This window comes from uncultured Brevundimonas sp. (assembly GCF_937863155.1).
Classification (GTDB): Bacteria; Pseudomonadota; Alphaproteobacteria; order Caulobacterales; family Caulobacteraceae; genus Brevundimonas.
Genome location: NZ_CALMFB010000074.1, coordinates 1 through 15,688, shown reverse-complemented (window position 1 = coordinate 15,688; position 15,688 = coordinate 1). Strand labels below are relative to the sequence as shown.

Sequence of the window (15,688 nt, the reverse complement as noted above, 5' to 3'; positions counted from 1 at the left end):
CGAACAGCGTCAGGGGAGGCGACGATGAAATCCATGCTGGGACTGGCCGCGGCTGTGGCCGCCTTTGCGACGCCGGTCGCCGCCCAGGCGCCCGCCGATCTGCGCGCCGCCATCGCCGCCGACTATGGCGCCAATCTGGGCGCCCTGTGGGAGCATTTCCACCGCAACCCCGAGCTGTCGATGCTGGAGGTCCAGACCGCCGCGCGCCTGGCCCAGGAGTTGCGCGGCCTGGGCTATGACGTCACCGAAAACGTGGGAGGCACCGGCGTGGTCGCCGTGCTGCGCAACGGCTCCGGCCCCACCGTCCTGATCCGCGCCGACATGGACGGCCTGCCCATTCGCGAAGCCACCGGCCTGCCGCACGCCTCGACCGTGACCCAGGTCGATGTCGATGGGGTGGAGAAGCCGGTCATGCACGCCTGCGGCCACGATGTGCACATGACCGCCCTGGTCGGCGCCGCGCGCCAGATGATGGCCCGGCGCGACGCCTGGTCCGGCACGCTGGTGCTGATCGGCCAACCGGCCGAAGAAGGCGTGCGCGGCGCCCGCGCCATGCTCAACGACGGCCTCTACACCCGCTTCCCCAAGCCGGACTTCGCCCTGGGCTTTCACGTCAAGGCGGGGCTGCCGGCGGGCAAGGTGCAGATCCCCGAGGCCATCTCCTATTCCAGTTCCGACAGCCTGGACGTCATCGTGCGCGGCGTCGGCGGCCATGGGGCGGCACCGCATTTGACGGTCGATCCCGTGCTGGTCGCCTCGCACATTGTGGTGGCGCTGCAGACCCTGCGCAGCCGCGAGGTCGATCCGCTTCAGGGCGCCGTGGTCACCGTCGGGTCGATCCACGGCGGCATCCGCCACAACATCATCCCCGAAGAGGTCAAGCTGCAGCTGACCGTGCGATCCGACAGCCTTGAGGTGCGCAATCATCTGATGGCTGGGGTCGAACGCATCACCCGCAACACCGCCTTGGCCCTGAACGTGCCCGAGGACCGCCTGCCGGTCGTCAGCCAGCCCAGCCCCGGCGTGCCGCCGGTCATCAACGACACGCCGCTGGCCCTGCGCCTGCGTCAGGTGGTGGTGGACGGTATGGGGGCCGAGACCCTGATCCCGCCCGAGCGGATGGGCATGGGAGCCGAGGACTTCGCCCTTTACGGCCAGCCGGAAACGGGGGTGAAGGCGGTGTTCATGGATGTGGGCGGCGCCCCGGCGACCGGCGAAGCCGCCCCGCACCATTCGCCCGAGTTCCGCATCGAACCGGAGCCCGCCGTCATCGCCGGCGCCGAGGCCATGGTGCGCAGCGCCCTGGACCTGATGCCGCGCACGCCCGGCTGAACCTTCCGCCGGTCTGGCCGTTAACGGTTCATGCGACCGAACGCCGCCCAGATCATCCTGGCCCTTGCCGCCGCCATCGCCTTCGTCCTGGCCTTCATGGCCGCGGGCGCGGTTCTGGTGTCCAGCCTGTTCCTGCTGGCGGGCCTTTGCGCCCTGGGGTTCCTGGCCTTCAGCCTGATCCGCCGGGTGCTGTTCCGGGGCCGCCTGGCCGCCGCCCGACGCGAACGCGGCGCCGCCTGATCCGCCACGCCGATCTTGAGTTTTTAGGCAGGACACCCTAGTCTTGATGAAACCCCGCCGCGCTCGCCCCGCGGCGGGTTCAGTTTCCTTTGGCCTTACCTTCAGTCTCCAGGGCGACAAGAAACCCACGCTACAATGGAAAAAGTGCCGATGACGGCCGAGGGCTATCGCACCCTCGACGATCAACTCAAGCAATTGAAGTCCGTGGAGCGGCCGGCGGTCATCGCCGCCATCTCGGAAGCGCGCGCGCACGGCGACCTGTCGGAAAACGCCGAGTACCACGCCGCCAAGGAGCGCCAGGGCTGGATCGAGGGCCAGATCGCCGAGATCGAGGACAAGATCAGCCGCGCCCAGGTCATCGACGTGTCGAAACTGTCGGGCGATCAGGTCAAATTCGGCGCCACCGTCACCATGATCGACGAGGATACGGACGAGGAGAGCCGCTATCAGATCGTGGGCGAGCACGAGGCCGACGTGAAGGCCGGCCGCATCTCGGTCGCCTCACCCATCGCGCGGGCTCTGATCTCCAAATCCGTGGGCGACACGGTCGAGGTCAACACCCCCGGCGGGGTCAAGGCCTACGAGATCGCCAAGGTCGAGTGGAAATAAGGTCGTGGCGGCGCCCGCGCCGCTGACGATCCGCGTCGTCACCGACGGCCGCGCCGGCATCCGCAACCAGGCCCTGGGCCTGGCCGAGGCCGTGGCGCGGCGCACCCCGGCTGTGATTCAGGACCGCACCGTCCGCTGGCGGCCGCTGTTCGACGCCCTGCCCGCCGATCTGAAGCGGCCCTCCATGCTGGATGGCGCGACCGACGCCCTGGACGGGCCGGCGCCCGACCTGTGGATCGCCTGCGGCCGGGCCAGCCTGCCGCTGTCGCTGAGGATTCGCCGCGCATCCGCGCCGCGTCCGTTCGTGGTTCAGGTGCAAGACCCACGGCTTGATCCGCGCCGTTTCGACATGGTGGTCGCGCCCGCTCATGACGAGCTGGACGGCGACACTGTGTTCGAGATCATCGGCAGCCCCCACCGCATCACGCCGCAAGGCCTGGCCCAGGCGGCGCCCGCCTTCGCCGACCGGATCGATCCCCTGTCCCGCCCGCGCGTGGCGGCGATGATCGGCGGGCGGTCCAAAGCCTTCGACCTGACCCCCGCCCACGCCGCCGATCTGGCCCGGCGCATCGGCGAGGCCGTGTCGGCGGCCGGGGGATCGCTGATGCTGACCTTTTCGCGCCGCACGCCGGACGCCGCGCGGGCGATCATGACCGAGCGGCTGGCGGCCCTGCCCGGCTGGATCTGGGACGGGACGGGCGACAATCCCCTGTTCGCCTTCCTGCACGGCGCCGACCACATCCTGGTCACCGAGGACAGCGCCAACATGGCCGCCGAGGCCGCCTCGACCGGCAAGCCGGTGCATGTCCTGCCCATGATCCCGCGCGGATCGGGCGGCAAGTTCGCGCGTCTGCACGCCGATCTGGCGGCCCATGGCGCGACGCGGCCGTTCGACGGCGTTCTGGAGACCTGGACCTATCCGCCCCTGGCCGAGACCGACCGCGCCGCCCAGGCGGTGTTGCAGGCCATGGCCGCGCGCGGCGCATGAAAAAGGCGGCCGCCGTGCGAAACGGCGACCGCCCTTTGTTGTCCAGGCTTTGAGCCTCAGCTCTTGTTGATCAGGCCGGCCGGCGTGACCTTGATGTAGCCGAACACATTGGCCAGTTGCGCCGCGCCCAGGACGACGATCAGCCATCCCCCCAGGCCCAGGCCCATCTCCAGGCCGCCGCCGCCGCCCTGCGACATCATCTCGCGCATCTCTTCGGGCATGGAGCTGACCACCATCAGACCGCCCAGCAGGATCAGCACGATCGGCAGACCCAGGGTCAGGGCGCCCGACACCAGGGTCGGCAGGCGCAGAGGCTTGTTCATGAAGGCGAAGACCAGCACCCAGATCGCGGCGACCGGGATCAGATAGAATAGCGGATACAGGCCCAGCAGGGTCTTCATCACGCCCACGAAGGCCGGGGCCTGGGCCTCGCCGCCGAACATGGCCGCCGCCATGCCATAGCCGCTGAGGCCGGTCTTGACCGTGCCGGCCATCTCGACGACGCCGAACAGGTTCTCGCTCTGCCCCGCGGCCGAGATGAAGGGCAGGAAGCAGGCCACCAGGGTCGCCGCGGCCAGGATGGCCGACCAGGACGACAGGAAGATGCCCGCCACGCCGCCTTCTGTCTTGATGGAATCCCCGATGCCGCCCAGGTCGAGGTTCAGCCCCGCGCGGGTCACATAGATTTCCTTGGCCGTGGCGCCGTCGATGGTGAAGTCCACATCGTCACCGGCCTTGGCCGGCGCCGCGCCGCGCCAGTCCGCCGCGCCAAAGGTGTAACGCCCGCCGTCCGTCGCCTTGATGGCGCCGGTTCCCGTCGCCGCGTCGAACCCCAGAACCTTGCCTTCCATAGTTTCAACCCCATTCAAAAGAATACCGTTCGGCCTGCGATCATCATGATGATGGCGCGAATGGCAAGCCGAAACCTGGGTTTTTGGCCGCGTCGCGAAGCGTCAGTCGCCGCCGCCGTCACCGCCGCCCGAGCCACCGCCAGAGTCCGAACCAGACTCGGCGTCTGATTCCCGGCTCATGCCCGTCCCTGCGGCGTCGCCGCCATCTTGGCGGCCCTTGCGGGCCTTGGCCGCCCCCATTCCGGCGACGCCCAGCCCCGAACCGATGGCCACCCCCAGCGCCAGGCCCATGGCGATATCGTCCAGCGCGACCCCCAGGCCCACGCCGATGGCCAGACCCGCGCCGATGCCGATGGGCAGGAAGGCGGCGCTCTTGTCGGTCTTCTTGTCCGTCATGTCGGCTCCTTGTGGATACGGGCGTCAGACTAGCATCGCCTCGGCCGGAATCAGCGCCTAAATAGGGGTCATGAGCACCCCCGCCCCCCGCACCGTCCGCGTCGCCGTCATCGGGTCCGGCCCCGCCGGCTGGACCGCCGCCATCTACGCCGCCCGCGCCTCTCTGAACCCCGTGGTCATCGCCGGGCTGCAGCCGGGCGGCCAGCTGACCATCACCACGGATGTCGAGAACTATCCCGGCTTTGCGGAGACCATCCAGGGCCCCTGGCTGATGGAGCAGATGCAGGCCCAGGCCGAGCATGTGGGAACCGAGGTCATCCACGACATCGTCGCCCGCGCCGACCTGTCGTCGCGCCCGTTCCGCCTAACGCTGGATTCGGGAACCGAGATTCTGGCCGAGACGGTCATCATCTCCACCGGCGCCCAGGCCAAATGGCTGGGGCTGGACTCGGAGGCGAAATACCAGGGCTTCGGCGTCTCGGCCTGCGCCACCTGCGACGGCTTCTTCTATCGCGGCAAGGACGTGGTGGTGGTCGGCGGCGGCAATACGGCGGTCGAAGAGGCGCTGTTCCTGACCAATTTCGCCCAGAGCGTCACCGTCGTGCACCGCCGCGACGAATTCCGCGCCGAGAAGATCCTTCAGGACCGCCTGTTCGCCCATCCCAAGATCCGGGTCATCTGGAACCATCAGGTGGAAGAGATCGTCGGCGTCGTCGACGGCGTGGCGCGCAACGTCACCGGCGTGCGGCTGAAGAATGCGCTGGACGGCTCGACCCAGGACATCGCCGCCGACGGCGTCTTCATCGCCATCGGCCACGCCCCGTCGTCGGAACTGTTCTCAGGCCAGCTGGAGACCAAGGCTGGCGGCTATCTGGTGGTCAAACCGGGCACGACCGCGACCGCCGTCGAGGGGGTCTACGCCGCCGGCGACGTGACCGACGACGTCTATCGCCAGGCCGTCACCGCCGCCGGCATGGGCTGCATGGCCGCGCTGGAGGCCGCGCGTTTCCTGGCCGAGGAAGACCACAAGGCCGCCGGCCATCCCATCAGCCACGCCGAGGCGGAAAAGATCGGCGTCTGGTAGGGCCTTTCGTCAGACCGCGCCCGCCTGGCTCAGTTCGGCCAGATCCTGGTCCGACAGCGTCAGATCCGCCGCCTTCAGCACCTCGGCCAGCTGCGTCGTCGAGGTGGCGCTGACGATCGGCGCCGTCACCCCCGGCTGGGCCAGCAGCCAGGCCAGGGCGACCTGGGCCGGGGCCGCCTCGTTGCGCCGCGCCACGGCGTCCAGAACGGCCAGGACGCGCACGCCGCGTTCGTCGAACTTGTCCTTCAGCATCCCCTCGCGCGAGGTTCCGGCGACATCGGCGCCGGTGCGGTATTTGCCGGTCAGGAAGCCGCTTTCCAGGCTGAAATAGGTGATGACGCCCAGGCCCTTCTCGACGGCCAGATCCTGCAACGGCCCCTCGAAGGTCGCGCGGCTGTACAGATTGTAGTGCGGCTGGATCGCCGCATAGGCCGCCAGTCCCTCGCGGGCCGAGATATCCAGCGCCTGTCGCACCTGGTCGGCGTCATGGTTCGACACGCCGATGGCCCGCACCTTGCCCGCCTGGACCAGCCGGTCGAAGGCGCGCAGCGTCTCTTCCTGGGGCGTTCGCGGATCGGGCCAGTGCGCCTGATACAGATCGATCCGGTCGGTCTGCAGCCGGCGCAGCGACGCCTCGACCGCGCGTTCGATCCAGCCGGGCGACAGGTCGTTATGGCCCTGGCCCATGTCCGATCCGACCTTGGTCAGAATGGCCACCTCGTCACGGCGGCCGCGCGCCTTCAGCCAGCGGCCGATGATCGTCTCGCTCTCGCCGCCCTCATGGCCGGGAACCCAGCGCGAATAGGCGTCGGCGGTGTCGATGGCGTTGAAGCCCGCATCGACGAAGGCGTCCAGCAGGGCGAAGGACGTCGCCTCGTCCGCCGTCCAGCCGAAGACGTTGCCGCCGAACACCAGGGGCGCGATATCCAGGCCGGACGGGCCGAGGGGGCGTTTCTGCATGGGGATGGCTCCGACTGCGTGATGGGGAGGGTCGGCATTTAGGCCGTCGCCGGGCGCGTGCAACCGCCCCGCCCTCCTCTATGCCGCAGATGTGAAGCCTGTTCCGGCGTCCGCCGTTCAGGCGCCGGCGCCACCCGCCGAAGCCGGGGGCGCCGGGGTCGGACGGCCGACTTCCTCGACATCCATCGTGGTCACGCCGGGCGGCGACGGGAACAGGGTGACCGTCGGCGTCGGCGCCTGGGCGGCGGCCAGCTGGGCGTTGATGCGGGCCACCTCTTCGCGCGTCGGCAGGCGACGACCGCCCAGGCTGGCCACGCCGACCACGCGGGTGCGCCCCTCGATTTCGATGGTGCGCATCTCGACCCCGCCGACAGCGGCGGACTCCATCTGGCCTGGCGCGGTCGCGGCGCCCTCGACCGGCGTCTCGACCGAAGCCAGCATCAGGCGCGGACGGGCGAAGCGGACTTCGTCGATCATCGGCTCCTGGCCCGAATAGGCCTGGCGGAAGGCGGCGGTGTCGCCGCTGGCGCCCTTCCAGCGATAGAAAATATGCGCCCCGACCTTGGTGATCTTGGCCAGGGTCGGCGCCCACCAGGGATAGACATAGTCGGCGTGATAATGCGTCGCCGTGCCGACATGAGGGCTGACATGGCCCGCCAAGGCGCGCTCGGCCACCCGCCGGGCGCGGTCCCAGGCCCAGCCGACCGGCGCCTGGGCCAGGGCGCCGTCGCAGGTGAAGCTGAACTGGCAGCCCGTCGTCCGCTCGGCTCCCTGGAACACCACGCCGCAGATGCTGGCGGGATAGTTGGGATCGCGCACGCGATTCAGCACCACCTGGGCCACGCCCTCCTGTCCCAGGGTCGGCTCCAGCGCCGCCTCGTAATAGACGGCCTGGGTCAGACAGCGCAGGGCGCGGTGCCGGTCCTCGGCCGTGCGCGGAGTGAAGGCGAAGGCGCGGGCGGGTTTCAGGGCGTTCAACGCCGCCGGCATGGCCGCATTCAGCTTCTGGGCCTCAAGCCCGGCGGCGGTCAGGCTGAGCGGTGCGCCCTGACCCGGCGCCAGACCCTGAAGCGCCGCCTGACGCATCAGGGGATCGTCCTTGGACACCACCATCAGGCCGGTGGTGTCGACACGCCCCGCCAGCGGCAGGGCCTCGCGGTCCGGGTTCGGCAGGGGCGACGACCCGGCCGCCATGGCGGCGCCCAGGACAGCCGCCATCGCCGGCGCGGCGGCCATGCCGCGCCGTCCCACGGCCTTGATCCTGTCCCAGGCGGCGCGGTTCATGGTCGATCCCATAGCGCGCGGATGCGGCCCTTTGGAGGCCGGATTCCGGCGTTCGCCCGTGCGGCTCAGCGCCCGCCCAGCGTGGCGCGCAGCATCCAGGCGGCCTTTTCATGGGCGGCCAGACGCTGGGTCATCAGGTCGGCGGTGACGTCGTCGCCGTCGTCATCGGCGATCTTCAGCGCCTCGCGGGCCGTGGCCACCACCGTCTCGTGGTCGCGCATCAGCTCTTCCAGCATGGCCTTGGCGTCCTTCTCGGGGTCGCCGTCCTTGACCGAGGTCAGATTGGCGAAGGCGCCATAACCCTGGGGCGCCAGTTCGCCCAGGCCGCGGATGCGCTCGGCGATCTCGTCCAGCGCCTCCCATTGCTCGCGGTACTGCTGTTCCAACAGGTTGTGCAGGGCGAAGAATTCGGGGCCCCGCACGTTCCAGTGATAGCCGTGGGTCTTCAGATAGACGGCGTAGCTGTCGGCCAGAACCTTGGTCAGCTGCTCGGCGATCTCCTTGCGCTTCGGGCTGCTGAGGCCGGTCTTGATCGTGGCGGTCATGGGCGGGGAGCCTCCATGTGAGAAATTTCGATATGGCGAAGGTGGGGATGCCGAAAGCCTTCGCCAAGGCCGGTGCGGCGGGTTAGCCTAATCGTCCGCATGCAGCCGATGGCGGGGAACGCCTGAACGCGACAAGCGTTGCAGGCTGCGCGTGCATATGAACGCGGGGGAACAGGCTCGGGGGGCCGATGGCGGATTTCGCCTGGGTCAGGCGTGCATTCGATTTCGAGGCCGGGCTGGGCCGCCTGGCGCGGCGCCCCGTGGCGTCGCCGGTGCATGCTGTCCTGATCGGCGGTCTGTGCGGCGCCCTGGCGGTGCTGCTGCGCTGGTCGGTGTCGGACTTTTACGGCAATTCCAGCGGCTTCATGATCCTGTTGCCGGGGGTGATCCTGGCGGCGCTGGCGGGCGGCCGCATCGCCGGCTTCACCGCCCTGGCCGTCAGCATGGCCGGGGTGCGGCTGGTGCTCAGCCCCGAGGTGGCGGGCATCGGCCTGATGACCCGCTCGGGCGTGGTGTCCAACGTCAATGTGGTGATCGTCGGGGTGTTCGTGGTGCTGGTCGCCGCCGCCCTGCGCAAGGCCATGCTGCGGCTGGACGCCTCGCTGAAGGCCCAGAGCCTGTCCGACGCCCGCGCCGACGAGACCGAAGGCCGGCTGCACAGCTTCAGCGAACTGTCCCCCGCCCTGTTGTGGATGAGCGACCCTGATGGCGGCTGCATTCACCTGAACCGCGCCCAGCGCCGTTTCTGGGGCGTCGGCGACGACCTGGGCGACTTCGATTATGCGGCCACCCTGCACCCGGACGACCGCGACGACATCATCGCCCGCACCATGGCCGCCAATCGCGAAAGACAGCCGTTCGTGGTCGAGGGTCGCTACGCCCACGCCGATGGCGGCTGGCGCGTGCTGCGCACCGAGGCCCAGCCGCGTTTCGACGGCGCCGGACGCTTCCTGGGCATGATCGGGGTCAACACCGACGTCACCCAGGCCCGCGCGGCCGAACGCGCCCTGCGCGAAAGCGAAAGCCGGTTCCGCCTGATGGCCGATACGGCGCCGTCGCCCGTCTGGCTGACCGGCGAAGAAGGCGAGGTCGAGTTCGTCAACGAGGCCCTGGTCCAGTTCTACGGCCTGCCCGCCGACCAGATTCAGGGACATGTCTGGAAACAGTCCATCCACGCCGACGACGTCCCCACCGTCGCCGCCGCCCAGGCCGCCGCGCGCCCGACCCGCCAGCCCTATGGTTTCGAGGCCCGCTTCGCCCGCGCCGACGGCGAATGGCGCTGGATGCGGGTGGCGGTCAATCCGCGCCACGACCCGGATGGACGCTTCCTGGGCTATGTCGGCATGTCGTTCGACATCACCGACACGCGGCTGGCGCTGGACGCCCTGGCGGCCCAGGGGCGGCGCCAGTCCTTCCTGCTGGCCCTGAACGACCGCATCCGCGACCTGACCGATCCCGAAGAGATCATGGTGACGGTCGAGGAAGCCCTGGGCGCCGAACTGGGCGTGCACCGCGTCGGCTATGGCGAGGTGGATCAGGAACGCGGCCTGGTGGTCATGAGCCGCGACTGGACATCGGGCGTCGACAGCGCCCAGGGCCAGGTCGATCTGAACGCCTATGGTCAGGCGCTGATGGACGATCTGGCGGCCGGACGCACCGCCGCCATCGCCGATGTCCACCACGACCCGCGCACCCGGCCGGTTACCGGCGCCTTCGACGCCATCCGCACCCGCGCCCTCATCCGCGCGCCGCTGATCCGCTCGGGCCGGCTGCGCGCCTTCCTCTATGTCCACGCCAGCGCGCCGCGCGACTGGACCGCCGAAGAGATCGATCTGGTCGAGGAAGTCGCCGCCCGAACCTGGAGCGAGGTCGAGCGCGCCCGCGCCGAGGCCACCGTGCGCGAAAGCGAACAGCGGTTCCGCGCCGTGGCCGACACCGCGCCCGTGCTGATCTGGGTCACGGGCGCCGACCGGGTGCGCGAGTTCGTCAATCAGGCCTATGTCGCCTTTTCGGGCGACACCTACGAACAGGCGCGGCTCAAGGACTGGCGCGAGATCATCCACCCCGACGACCACCCGCGCATCATCGCCGATTCCATCGCCGGCGAGGCGACGGGCGAGCCGTTCTCGATGGAGGCGCGCTATCTGCGCCATGACGGCGAATACCGCTGGCTCAAGTCGTTCTCGCGACCGCGCCTGGCCGCCGGCGGTCAGGTGGTGGGCTTCGTCGGCGTGGCCTTCGACGTCACCGACATGCGCGAGGCCGAACACCGCATCGCCGAATCCGAGGCCCGTTTCCGCACCGTGGCCGACAGCGCCCCGGCCATGATCTGGATGAGCGACGACCGCTATCAGATCATCTTCGCCAATCGCCGCTACAAGACCTTCTTCGGCGTGCGGTCCGACCGGCGCCTGACCCCCGCCTGGCGCCGCGTCATCCACCCCGACGACCTGGCCCGGTTCGAGGAAGACTTCACCGTCGCACATCAGACGCGCGACCGGTTCGAGGCCGTGGTGCGGATGAATCATCCCGACATGGGCGAACGCTGGCTGCGGACCGAGGGCGTGCCGCGCTTCGACGCGGGCGGCGTCTTCCAGGGCTATGTCGGCGCCACCTTCGACGTCACCGACGCCAAGCGCGCCGAAGACGACCTGAAGCGCATCAACGAACTGCTGGAAGAGCGCGTCGGCGAAGCCATGGCGGAAAAGGCCAAGGCCGAGGCGGACCTGATGCACGCCCAGCGGATGGAGGCGGTCGGCCGTCTGACCGGCGGGGTGGCGCACGATTTCAACAATCTGCTGACCGTGGTCATCGGCGCCCTGGACATGATCCTGCGCTCGCCCGACGACGCGGCGCGGCGCAAGAAGATGGGCGAGGCCGCCCTGGCCGCCGCCCGGCGCGGCGAACGGCTGACGCATCAGCTGCTGGCCTTCTCGCGCCGTCAGGCCCTGCGGCCCGAAGCCATCGACCTGAACGGCCTGATCCGCGAGAGCGAGCCCCTGCTGCGCCGCGCCGTCGGCGAGGCCATGGTGTTCAAGCTGAAGCTGAAACGCGGCGGCGCGCGGGTGAACGTCGACCCGGCCCAGTTCGAGGCGGCGCTGCTGAACCTGATCGTCAACGCCCGCGACGCCCTGGGCGACACGGGCCGCATCACGGTCCAGACCCTGGACTGCGCGGCGGCCGAGGGCGAGATTCCCGAACTGGCGGCGGGGGACTACATCTGCGTTTCGGTGACCGACACGGGCATGGGCATTGCGCCCGAGGTGCTGGACCGCGTGTTCGAGCCGTTCTTCACCACCAAGTCGGTCGGCAAGGGGACGGGCCTGGGCCTGTCACAGGTCTATGGGTTCGCGCGCCAGTCGGGCGGCGGCGTGCGCATCACGTCCCAGGTGGGCCAGGGGACCGAAATCCGCCTGTACCTGCCGCGCCTGGCCCAGGGCGCGGTCATCGCCGCCGAGCCGGCGCGCGCGCCGATCCCGTCCGCCGCCTCGGACCGTCAGGTGCTGCTGGTCGAAGACGACGTCGCCGTCGCCGCCGTGGCCATGGATCTGCTGAAATCCATGGGGCTGGACGTGACGGCGGCCGAAAGCGGTCCCCAGGCGCTGGAGATCCTGCGCCGGCGCAAGGGCCGTTTCGATCTGATGCTGACCGACATCGTCATGCCCGGCGGCATGACCGGCATCGACCTGGCCCGGCGCGTGGCGGCCGATCACCCGGCCATGCGGATCGTTTTGACGTCCGGCTATGTCGGGGACGATGTGGACGCGGCCCTGAAGGACGCGCCGTGGCCCTTCCTGTCCAAGCCCTATTCGGCCGAACAGCTGCGCCGCATCATCGACGAGGGCGAGCTGCCAGCCTGAACCGGGGGTCGATTTAGCGGCGGGCCTTGCGGGCGGCGTAGCGGGCGTCGCGACGCGCCTTCTGCTCTTCCTTGGTCAGCGCCTTGCGCTCCTTGCGGGCGGCGCGCTTCTCGGCGTCGATCGCATCCTGGGCCTCGCGTTCGGCCTCCAGGCGGGCGGCGTCCTTCTCGGCCTTTTCGCGACGGCGTTCGGCCTTTTCCAGCTCATGCTGCTGGCGCTGGGCCTCTTTCTCGGCCGCGCGCTTTTCAGCCAGCTTGTCGAACTCGGGATCGGGCGCGGCCGCCTTGGGCTTGAAGCGGGCCAGCAGCGCCTTCTTGGCCTCCTGCTGCGAGGTCAGGCGGTCGGTGAATCCGGTGTTCTTCAGGTCTCTCATGCGGGCGCGGACGTGTCCTTGAGGCGGCAGGCCAGGCGCCCGCCAGGGGATTGCGATATGGGAAGCCGGAGGCTGAACCCCAAACCGGCGCGAAAATCAACCCCGCGCCGGTTTTTCAGCCCGCTTCGCCGGCCGGCCGAAGGCTGTTCATCAGCGCCAGGATCAGCAGATCCTGATGGATCGGCGTCCGACATCCCAGGTCCAGACCGCGCACCCGTGTCGTCACGCCGTCGTGCCGCACACAGGCCGCGACGGGGCGGCCGGTCATCGCCGCACACCCGGTCCAGGTGGTGGCCCAGTGCAGGGTCAGGCCCGACGCCAGGGTGCGTGACCCTTCCGCCTCACGCGATTCAGATTGTTCGCCCAGGGCCGTTCGCATGGCCTCGGTCGAACAGGGCGCCGTCTCGGACACATCGACATAGGCGGCGGTGCGGGTCCATTCGCGGGCGCCCTGCAGCACCAGCCCGCCGTCGAACCGCTCGATGGTCATCATGGCCGGGTCGTAATCGGCTTCCAGCGCACCCAGACGCACCACGCCCGCCTGGCTGGCGGCCAGGGGTGCAGAGGCCAGGACGGCGAGGACGAGCGCGGCAATCTTCATCACAGCCATCTAGCCGGGCGTGCTCGGCCACGTCGGCTGTCGAGACCTGACGGCCGATCAGTTGGGCTTGGACGCCTGCCCCACCGCCGTGCCGGCCGCGCCGCCCACCGCCGCGCCGACAGGGCCGGCCACCACGGCGCCGGCGACCGCGCCGGTGGCGGCCTTCTGTTCGATGGTCGATCCGCAGCCGGCCAGGGCCAGGGCGGCGGTCGAGGCGGCGGCGATCAGGATCAGTCGCTGGGTCATGGATCAACTCCTCTAAGGCTTGGCTGTTCAACGGCTGGCCGGGTCGCGGGTTCCGGCTTCAGTCGAGCGCTGGTATTGCGGCGGCGCAAAAACCCCAGGCGAACACGCCCTTAGTCGCCCCGAACCCCAAAGACGGTCGCCAATGCAGACGTCGAGACGATGGATACAGTATTGCCGCCCACGACTTTGCAATCGACCCGGCATCGTCTCTGGGCGGCTGAAAGCGTTGTCACAATTGCTCAAAATTGCTGCGCCGCAGCACAAAGTTGCGAATCAACCACATTGACGCCATAAAGGGATGGCTATAGGCGCGCCTTCCCGATGTCCGGCCGTTCGCCGAGCATCGGTTCCGCGGCCGGATCGATGACGCAATCGACCGGCAGGCGAGACGACCCGGGGGCGACGATATCCGCCCTGCCGCACAGGACCACGCCTTTGTCGCCCATTCCCGGCCCCAGCGCCCTTCCGTCCGCCGACCGCGTCGCGCGCCTGCGCCCCATGACGACGGCGGCCGTGTTCGGCGGTCTTGTCGGGCTGGCGATCGGCGCGGCCTATCTGGGCGGAACGGCCGCGCGCGCCAATACGGTGCGGGGCCAGGCGGAACGGATTCAGGTCGCGACCTCGGCCGGTTTCACCGAAGAGGCCCTGTCGGCCGCCGCCGGGGGCCTGGATTCCGGCGCCCTGGCCGTGGCGCGGCGTCATGATCCCTATACGGTGGCCGGCGGCGCCCAGCGCGACCGCCAGTCGGCCCTGCTGACCGCCCGCCTGGAACAGCTGCGCGGCGCCCCGGCGGGTGACCTGCGTCGCATCAGCCTGACAGCCGGTCCCTCGGTCCAGCCCTTCCGGTTGGCCAGCGCCATCGACGATTCCCGCGATCTGGATTGCCTGACCCAGGCCGCCTATTACGAAGCGCGCGGCGAAGGCGCCGACGGCATGCGCGCGGTGACCCAGGTGGTCCTGAACCGCGTCCGCCACGCGGCCTTCCCCAGCAGCATCTGCGGCGTGGTGTTCCAGGGCGCGGCCCGGCGCACCGGCTGCCAGTTCAGCTTCACCTGTGACGGCTCGATGCGCGGCCCGGTCAATCGCGCCGCCTGGAGCCGTGCGCGCGAGGTCGCGACCCGCGCCCTGTCCGGCTATGTCTATGCCCCGGTCGGCGCCGCCACCCATTTCCACACCACCCAGGTCAGCCCGGCGTGGCGCGGTTCGCTGATCCAGGTGACGCGCGTGGGCCAGCATCTGTTCTATCGCTTCGGCGGGCGGGCGGGCTCCAGCGCGGCCTTCACCTATGCCGCCCGGCCCTCGTCGTCCGACGACCAACCGCAACTGGTCCAGGCCGGGCTGGACCCGGTCGAAACCGCGCGTCAGGCGGGTCAGGCCGTGGCCTATACCCTGCTGCTGGCTCAAGAGGGTCGCAACGCGCCCGACCGCGCCCAGGACCGTCCTCAGGCCGAACCGGCCGAAGCGGCTCCCGCACCGGCGGCGGCCAAGCCCACTGCCCCCACGCCCGCCGCGGCCAATCCGGGCGCGGCGCCGGCCTGACGCCTCAGCGTTCCTGGACTTTCCAGTGGGTCGTCAGATTCTGGCGCAGGTTTCCGAACCGCCCCTGGGTGTCCAGATTCACATCCGCATCGCCGACCTGGCCGGACTGGACGCCGGTCGCCAGATCGCGGCGGTCGCTGATGGCGGCTTCGTCTTCGCTGCGCGCGCCATGGTCGGCGAAGCTGCGCTGTTCCTTGGGGATCTTGGGGGCGTGGCCCATGTCTCGCTCCTGTCGGTGACGGTCCCTTTCAGAACCCCCGCCTGAAGCGTCCGTTCCCGGCAAAAGGCGTCAGGCGGCGTCCAGCCCCACATCCAGTGCGGGGGCCGAATGGGTCAGGGCGCCGACCGAAATCACGTCCACCCCGGTGCGCGCGATGACGCCCACGGTGTCCAGGGTCACTCCGCCCGACGCCTCCAGCACCGGCCGACCAAAGGGGCTGGCCGCCGCCCGCTCCACCGCCTCGCGCAGGGCCGGCAGGGTGAAATTGTCCAGCATGACCACATCGGGCCGTTCCGGCAGCACGGCGTCCAGCTGGTCCAGACTATCCACCTCGACCTCGACCTTGACCAGATGCCCGGCATGGGCGCGGGCGCGGCGCACCGCCTCGGCCGCCCCGCCGCACACGGCGATGTGGTTGTCCTTGATCAGGATGGCGTCATCCAGACCGAAGCGATGGTTCAGCCCGCCGCCGCAGGCCACCGCGTGCTTCTCCAGCGCCCGTAGCCCCGGCGTCGTCTTGCGCGTGTCGACGATGCGCGCCTTGGTCCCCGCGACCGCCT

General features: G+C 69.9%; 17 protein-coding genes. 7 read left to right on the top strand and 10 right to left on the bottom strand.

Annotation, left to right across the window (positions count from 1 at the left end; all coding sequences use genetic code 11):
* Positions 1 to 24 precede the first annotated feature (24 nt).
* From Q0581_RS14035 to Q0581_RS14020, 4 genes are all read left to right on the top strand, one after another.
* Positions 25 to 1,332 (top strand): M20 family metallopeptidase, encoded by a 1,308-nt coding sequence (locus Q0581_RS14035; protein ID WP_298701074.1) that lies wholly within the window; start codon positions 25 to 27, stop codon positions 1,330 to 1,332.
* Between the two features lie 30 nt (positions 1,333 to 1,362).
* Positions 1,363 to 1,572, top strand: coding sequence for a hypothetical protein (locus Q0581_RS14030; protein WP_298701073.1), 210 nt, complete (start codon positions 1,363 to 1,365; stop codon positions 1,570 to 1,572).
* Positions 1,573 to 1,707: 135 nt separating this feature from the next.
* Positions 1,708 to 2,181, top strand: a complete 474-nt coding sequence (greA, locus tag Q0581_RS14025; RefSeq protein WP_298701072.1) for a transcription elongation factor GreA — start codon at positions 1,708 to 1,710, stop codon at positions 2,179 to 2,181.
* A 4-nt stretch (positions 2,182 to 2,185) separates the two neighbouring features.
* Positions 2,186 to 3,169, top strand: coding sequence for a mitochondrial fission ELM1 family protein (locus Q0581_RS14020; protein WP_298701071.1), 984 nt, complete (start codon positions 2,186 to 2,188; stop codon positions 3,167 to 3,169).
* 56 nt (positions 3,170 to 3,225) lie between these two features.
* Here Q0581_RS14020 and Q0581_RS14015 read toward each other — a convergent pair whose 3' ends face one another.
* Together Q0581_RS14015 and Q0581_RS14010 are read right to left on the bottom strand one after the other, a co-directional pair.
* Positions 3,226 to 4,020 (bottom strand): hypothetical protein, encoded by a 795-nt coding sequence (locus tag Q0581_RS14015; protein WP_298701070.1) that lies wholly within the window; start codon positions 4,018 to 4,020, stop codon positions 3,226 to 3,228.
* Positions 4,021 to 4,122: 102 nt separating this feature from the next.
* On the bottom strand, positions 4,123 to 4,416 hold the full coding sequence (locus Q0581_RS14010) for a hypothetical protein (RefSeq protein WP_298701069.1): 294 nt from the start codon (positions 4,414 to 4,416) through the stop codon (positions 4,123 to 4,125).
* 70 nt (positions 4,417 to 4,486) lie between these two features.
* On the opposite strand from Q0581_RS14010, the gene trxB reads away from it, so the two are divergent.
* Positions 4,487 to 5,500, top strand: a complete 1,014-nt coding sequence (gene trxB, locus Q0581_RS14005) for a thioredoxin-disulfide reductase (RefSeq protein ID WP_298701068.1) — start codon at positions 4,487 to 4,489, stop codon at positions 5,498 to 5,500.
* A gap of 9 nt (positions 5,501 to 5,509) precedes the next feature.
* Here trxB and Q0581_RS14000 read toward each other — a convergent pair whose 3' ends face one another.
* From Q0581_RS14000 to Q0581_RS13990, 3 genes are all read right to left on the bottom strand, one after another.
* Positions 5,510 to 6,460, bottom strand: coding sequence for an aldo/keto reductase (locus tag Q0581_RS14000; protein ID WP_298701067.1), 951 nt, complete (start codon positions 6,458 to 6,460; stop codon positions 5,510 to 5,512).
* Between the two features lie 117 nt (positions 6,461 to 6,577).
* The gene (locus Q0581_RS13995; RefSeq protein ID WP_298701066.1) at positions 6,578 to 7,744 is read right to left on the bottom strand and encodes a cell wall hydrolase; all 1,167 of its coding nucleotides are present in this window, start codon (positions 7,742 to 7,744) and stop codon (positions 6,578 to 6,580) included.
* 65 nt (positions 7,745 to 7,809) lie between these two features.
* Positions 7,810 to 8,289 carry a Dps family protein gene (locus tag Q0581_RS13990; RefSeq protein ID WP_298701065.1) on the bottom strand — a complete coding sequence of 160 codons (480 nt, stop codon included), beginning with the start codon at positions 8,287 to 8,289 and terminating at the stop codon, positions 7,810 to 7,812.
* Positions 8,290 to 8,477: 188 nt separating this feature from the next.
* Between Q0581_RS13990 and Q0581_RS13985 the strand changes: the two genes are divergently transcribed.
* The gene (locus tag Q0581_RS13985; RefSeq protein WP_298701064.1) at positions 8,478 to 12,149 is read left to right on the top strand and encodes a PAS domain S-box protein; all 3,672 of its coding nucleotides are present in this window, start codon (positions 8,478 to 8,480) and stop codon (positions 12,147 to 12,149) included.
* Between the two features lie 13 nt (positions 12,150 to 12,162).
* Here Q0581_RS13985 and Q0581_RS13980 read toward each other — a convergent pair whose 3' ends face one another.
* The 3 genes from Q0581_RS13980 to Q0581_RS13970 all read right to left on the bottom strand — a co-directional run bounded on the left by Q0581_RS13980 (position 12,163) and on the right by Q0581_RS13970 (position 13,369).
* On the bottom strand, positions 12,163 to 12,522 hold the full coding sequence (locus Q0581_RS13980; protein WP_298701063.1) for a DUF6481 family protein: 360 nt from the start codon (positions 12,520 to 12,522) through the stop codon (positions 12,163 to 12,165).
* A 115-nt stretch (positions 12,523 to 12,637) separates the two neighbouring features.
* Complete coding sequence (locus Q0581_RS13975) at positions 12,638 to 13,123, bottom strand: hypothetical protein (protein WP_298701062.1); 486 nt, start codon at positions 13,121 to 13,123, stop codon at positions 12,638 to 12,640.
* A 57-nt stretch (positions 13,124 to 13,180) separates the two neighbouring features.
* The gene (locus tag Q0581_RS13970) at positions 13,181 to 13,369 is read right to left on the bottom strand and encodes a hypothetical protein (protein ID WP_298701061.1); all 189 of its coding nucleotides are present in this window, start codon (positions 13,367 to 13,369) and stop codon (positions 13,181 to 13,183) included.
* Positions 13,370 to 13,804: 435 nt separating this feature from the next.
* Here Q0581_RS13970 and Q0581_RS13965 point away from each other — a divergent pair, with 435 nt between their 5' ends.
* Positions 13,805 to 14,908 carry a cell wall hydrolase gene (locus Q0581_RS13965; protein WP_298701060.1) on the top strand — a complete coding sequence of 368 codons (1,104 nt, stop codon included), beginning with the start codon at positions 13,805 to 13,807 and terminating at the stop codon, positions 14,906 to 14,908.
* Between the two features lie 4 nt (positions 14,909 to 14,912).
* On the opposite strand, the gene Q0581_RS13960 is transcribed toward Q0581_RS13965, so the two are convergent.
* Together Q0581_RS13960 and nadC are read right to left on the bottom strand one after the other, a co-directional pair.
* Complete coding sequence (locus tag Q0581_RS13960; protein ID WP_298701059.1) at positions 14,913 to 15,128, bottom strand: hypothetical protein; 216 nt, start codon at positions 15,126 to 15,128, stop codon at positions 14,913 to 14,915.
* 69 nt (positions 15,129 to 15,197) lie between these two features.
* The coding region (nadC, locus tag Q0581_RS13955; RefSeq protein WP_298701058.1) for a carboxylating nicotinate-nucleotide diphosphorylase at positions 15,198 to 15,688 on the bottom strand (491 nt) is incomplete at its 5' end.

Bases quoted from the DNA above. Each gene is read 5' to 3' on its own strand.
- trxB (WP_298701068.1), top strand. From the start codon at position 4,487: ATGAGCACCCCCGCCCCCCGCACCGTCCGCGTCGCCGTCATCGGGTCC.
- Q0581_RS13975 (WP_298701062.1), bottom strand. From the start codon at position 13,123: ATGAAGATTGCCGCGCTCGTCCTCGCCGTCCTGGCCTCTGCACCCCTG.
- Q0581_RS13995 (WP_298701066.1), bottom strand. From the start codon at position 7,744: ATGAACCGCGCCGCCTGGGACAGGATCAAGGCCGTGGGACGGCGCGGC.
- Q0581_RS14035 (WP_298701074.1), top strand. From the start codon at position 25: ATGAAATCCATGCTGGGACTGGCCGCGGCTGTGGCCGCCTTTGCGACG.
- Q0581_RS13985 (WP_298701064.1), top strand. From the start codon at position 8,478: ATGGCGGATTTCGCCTGGGTCAGGCGTGCATTCGATTTCGAGGCCGGG.
- Q0581_RS13970 (WP_298701061.1), bottom strand. From the start codon at position 13,369: ATGACCCAGCGACTGATCCTGATCGCCGCCGCCTCGACCGCCGCCCTG.
- Q0581_RS14030 (WP_298701073.1), top strand. From the start codon at position 1,363: ATGCGACCGAACGCCGCCCAGATCATCCTGGCCCTTGCCGCCGCCATC.
- Q0581_RS13960 (WP_298701059.1), bottom strand. From the start codon at position 15,128: ATGGGCCACGCCCCCAAGATCCCCAAGGAACAGCGCAGCTTCGCCGAC.
- Q0581_RS14015 (WP_298701070.1), bottom strand. From the start codon at position 4,020: ATGGAAGGCAAGGTTCTGGGGTTCGACGCGGCGACGGGAACCGGCGCC.
- greA (WP_298701072.1), top strand. From the start codon at position 1,708: ATGGAAAAAGTGCCGATGACGGCCGAGGGCTATCGCACCCTCGACGAT.
- Q0581_RS14000 (WP_298701067.1), bottom strand. From the start codon at position 6,460: ATGCAGAAACGCCCCCTCGGCCCGTCCGGCCTGGATATCGCGCCCCTG.
- Q0581_RS13980 (WP_298701063.1), bottom strand. From the start codon at position 12,522: ATGAGAGACCTGAAGAACACCGGATTCACCGACCGCCTGACCTCGCAG.
- Q0581_RS14010 (WP_298701069.1), bottom strand. From the start codon at position 4,416: ATGACGGACAAGAAGACCGACAAGAGCGCCGCCTTCCTGCCCATCGGC.
- Q0581_RS13990 (WP_298701065.1), bottom strand. From the start codon at position 8,289: ATGACCGCCACGATCAAGACCGGCCTCAGCAGCCCGAAGCGCAAGGAG.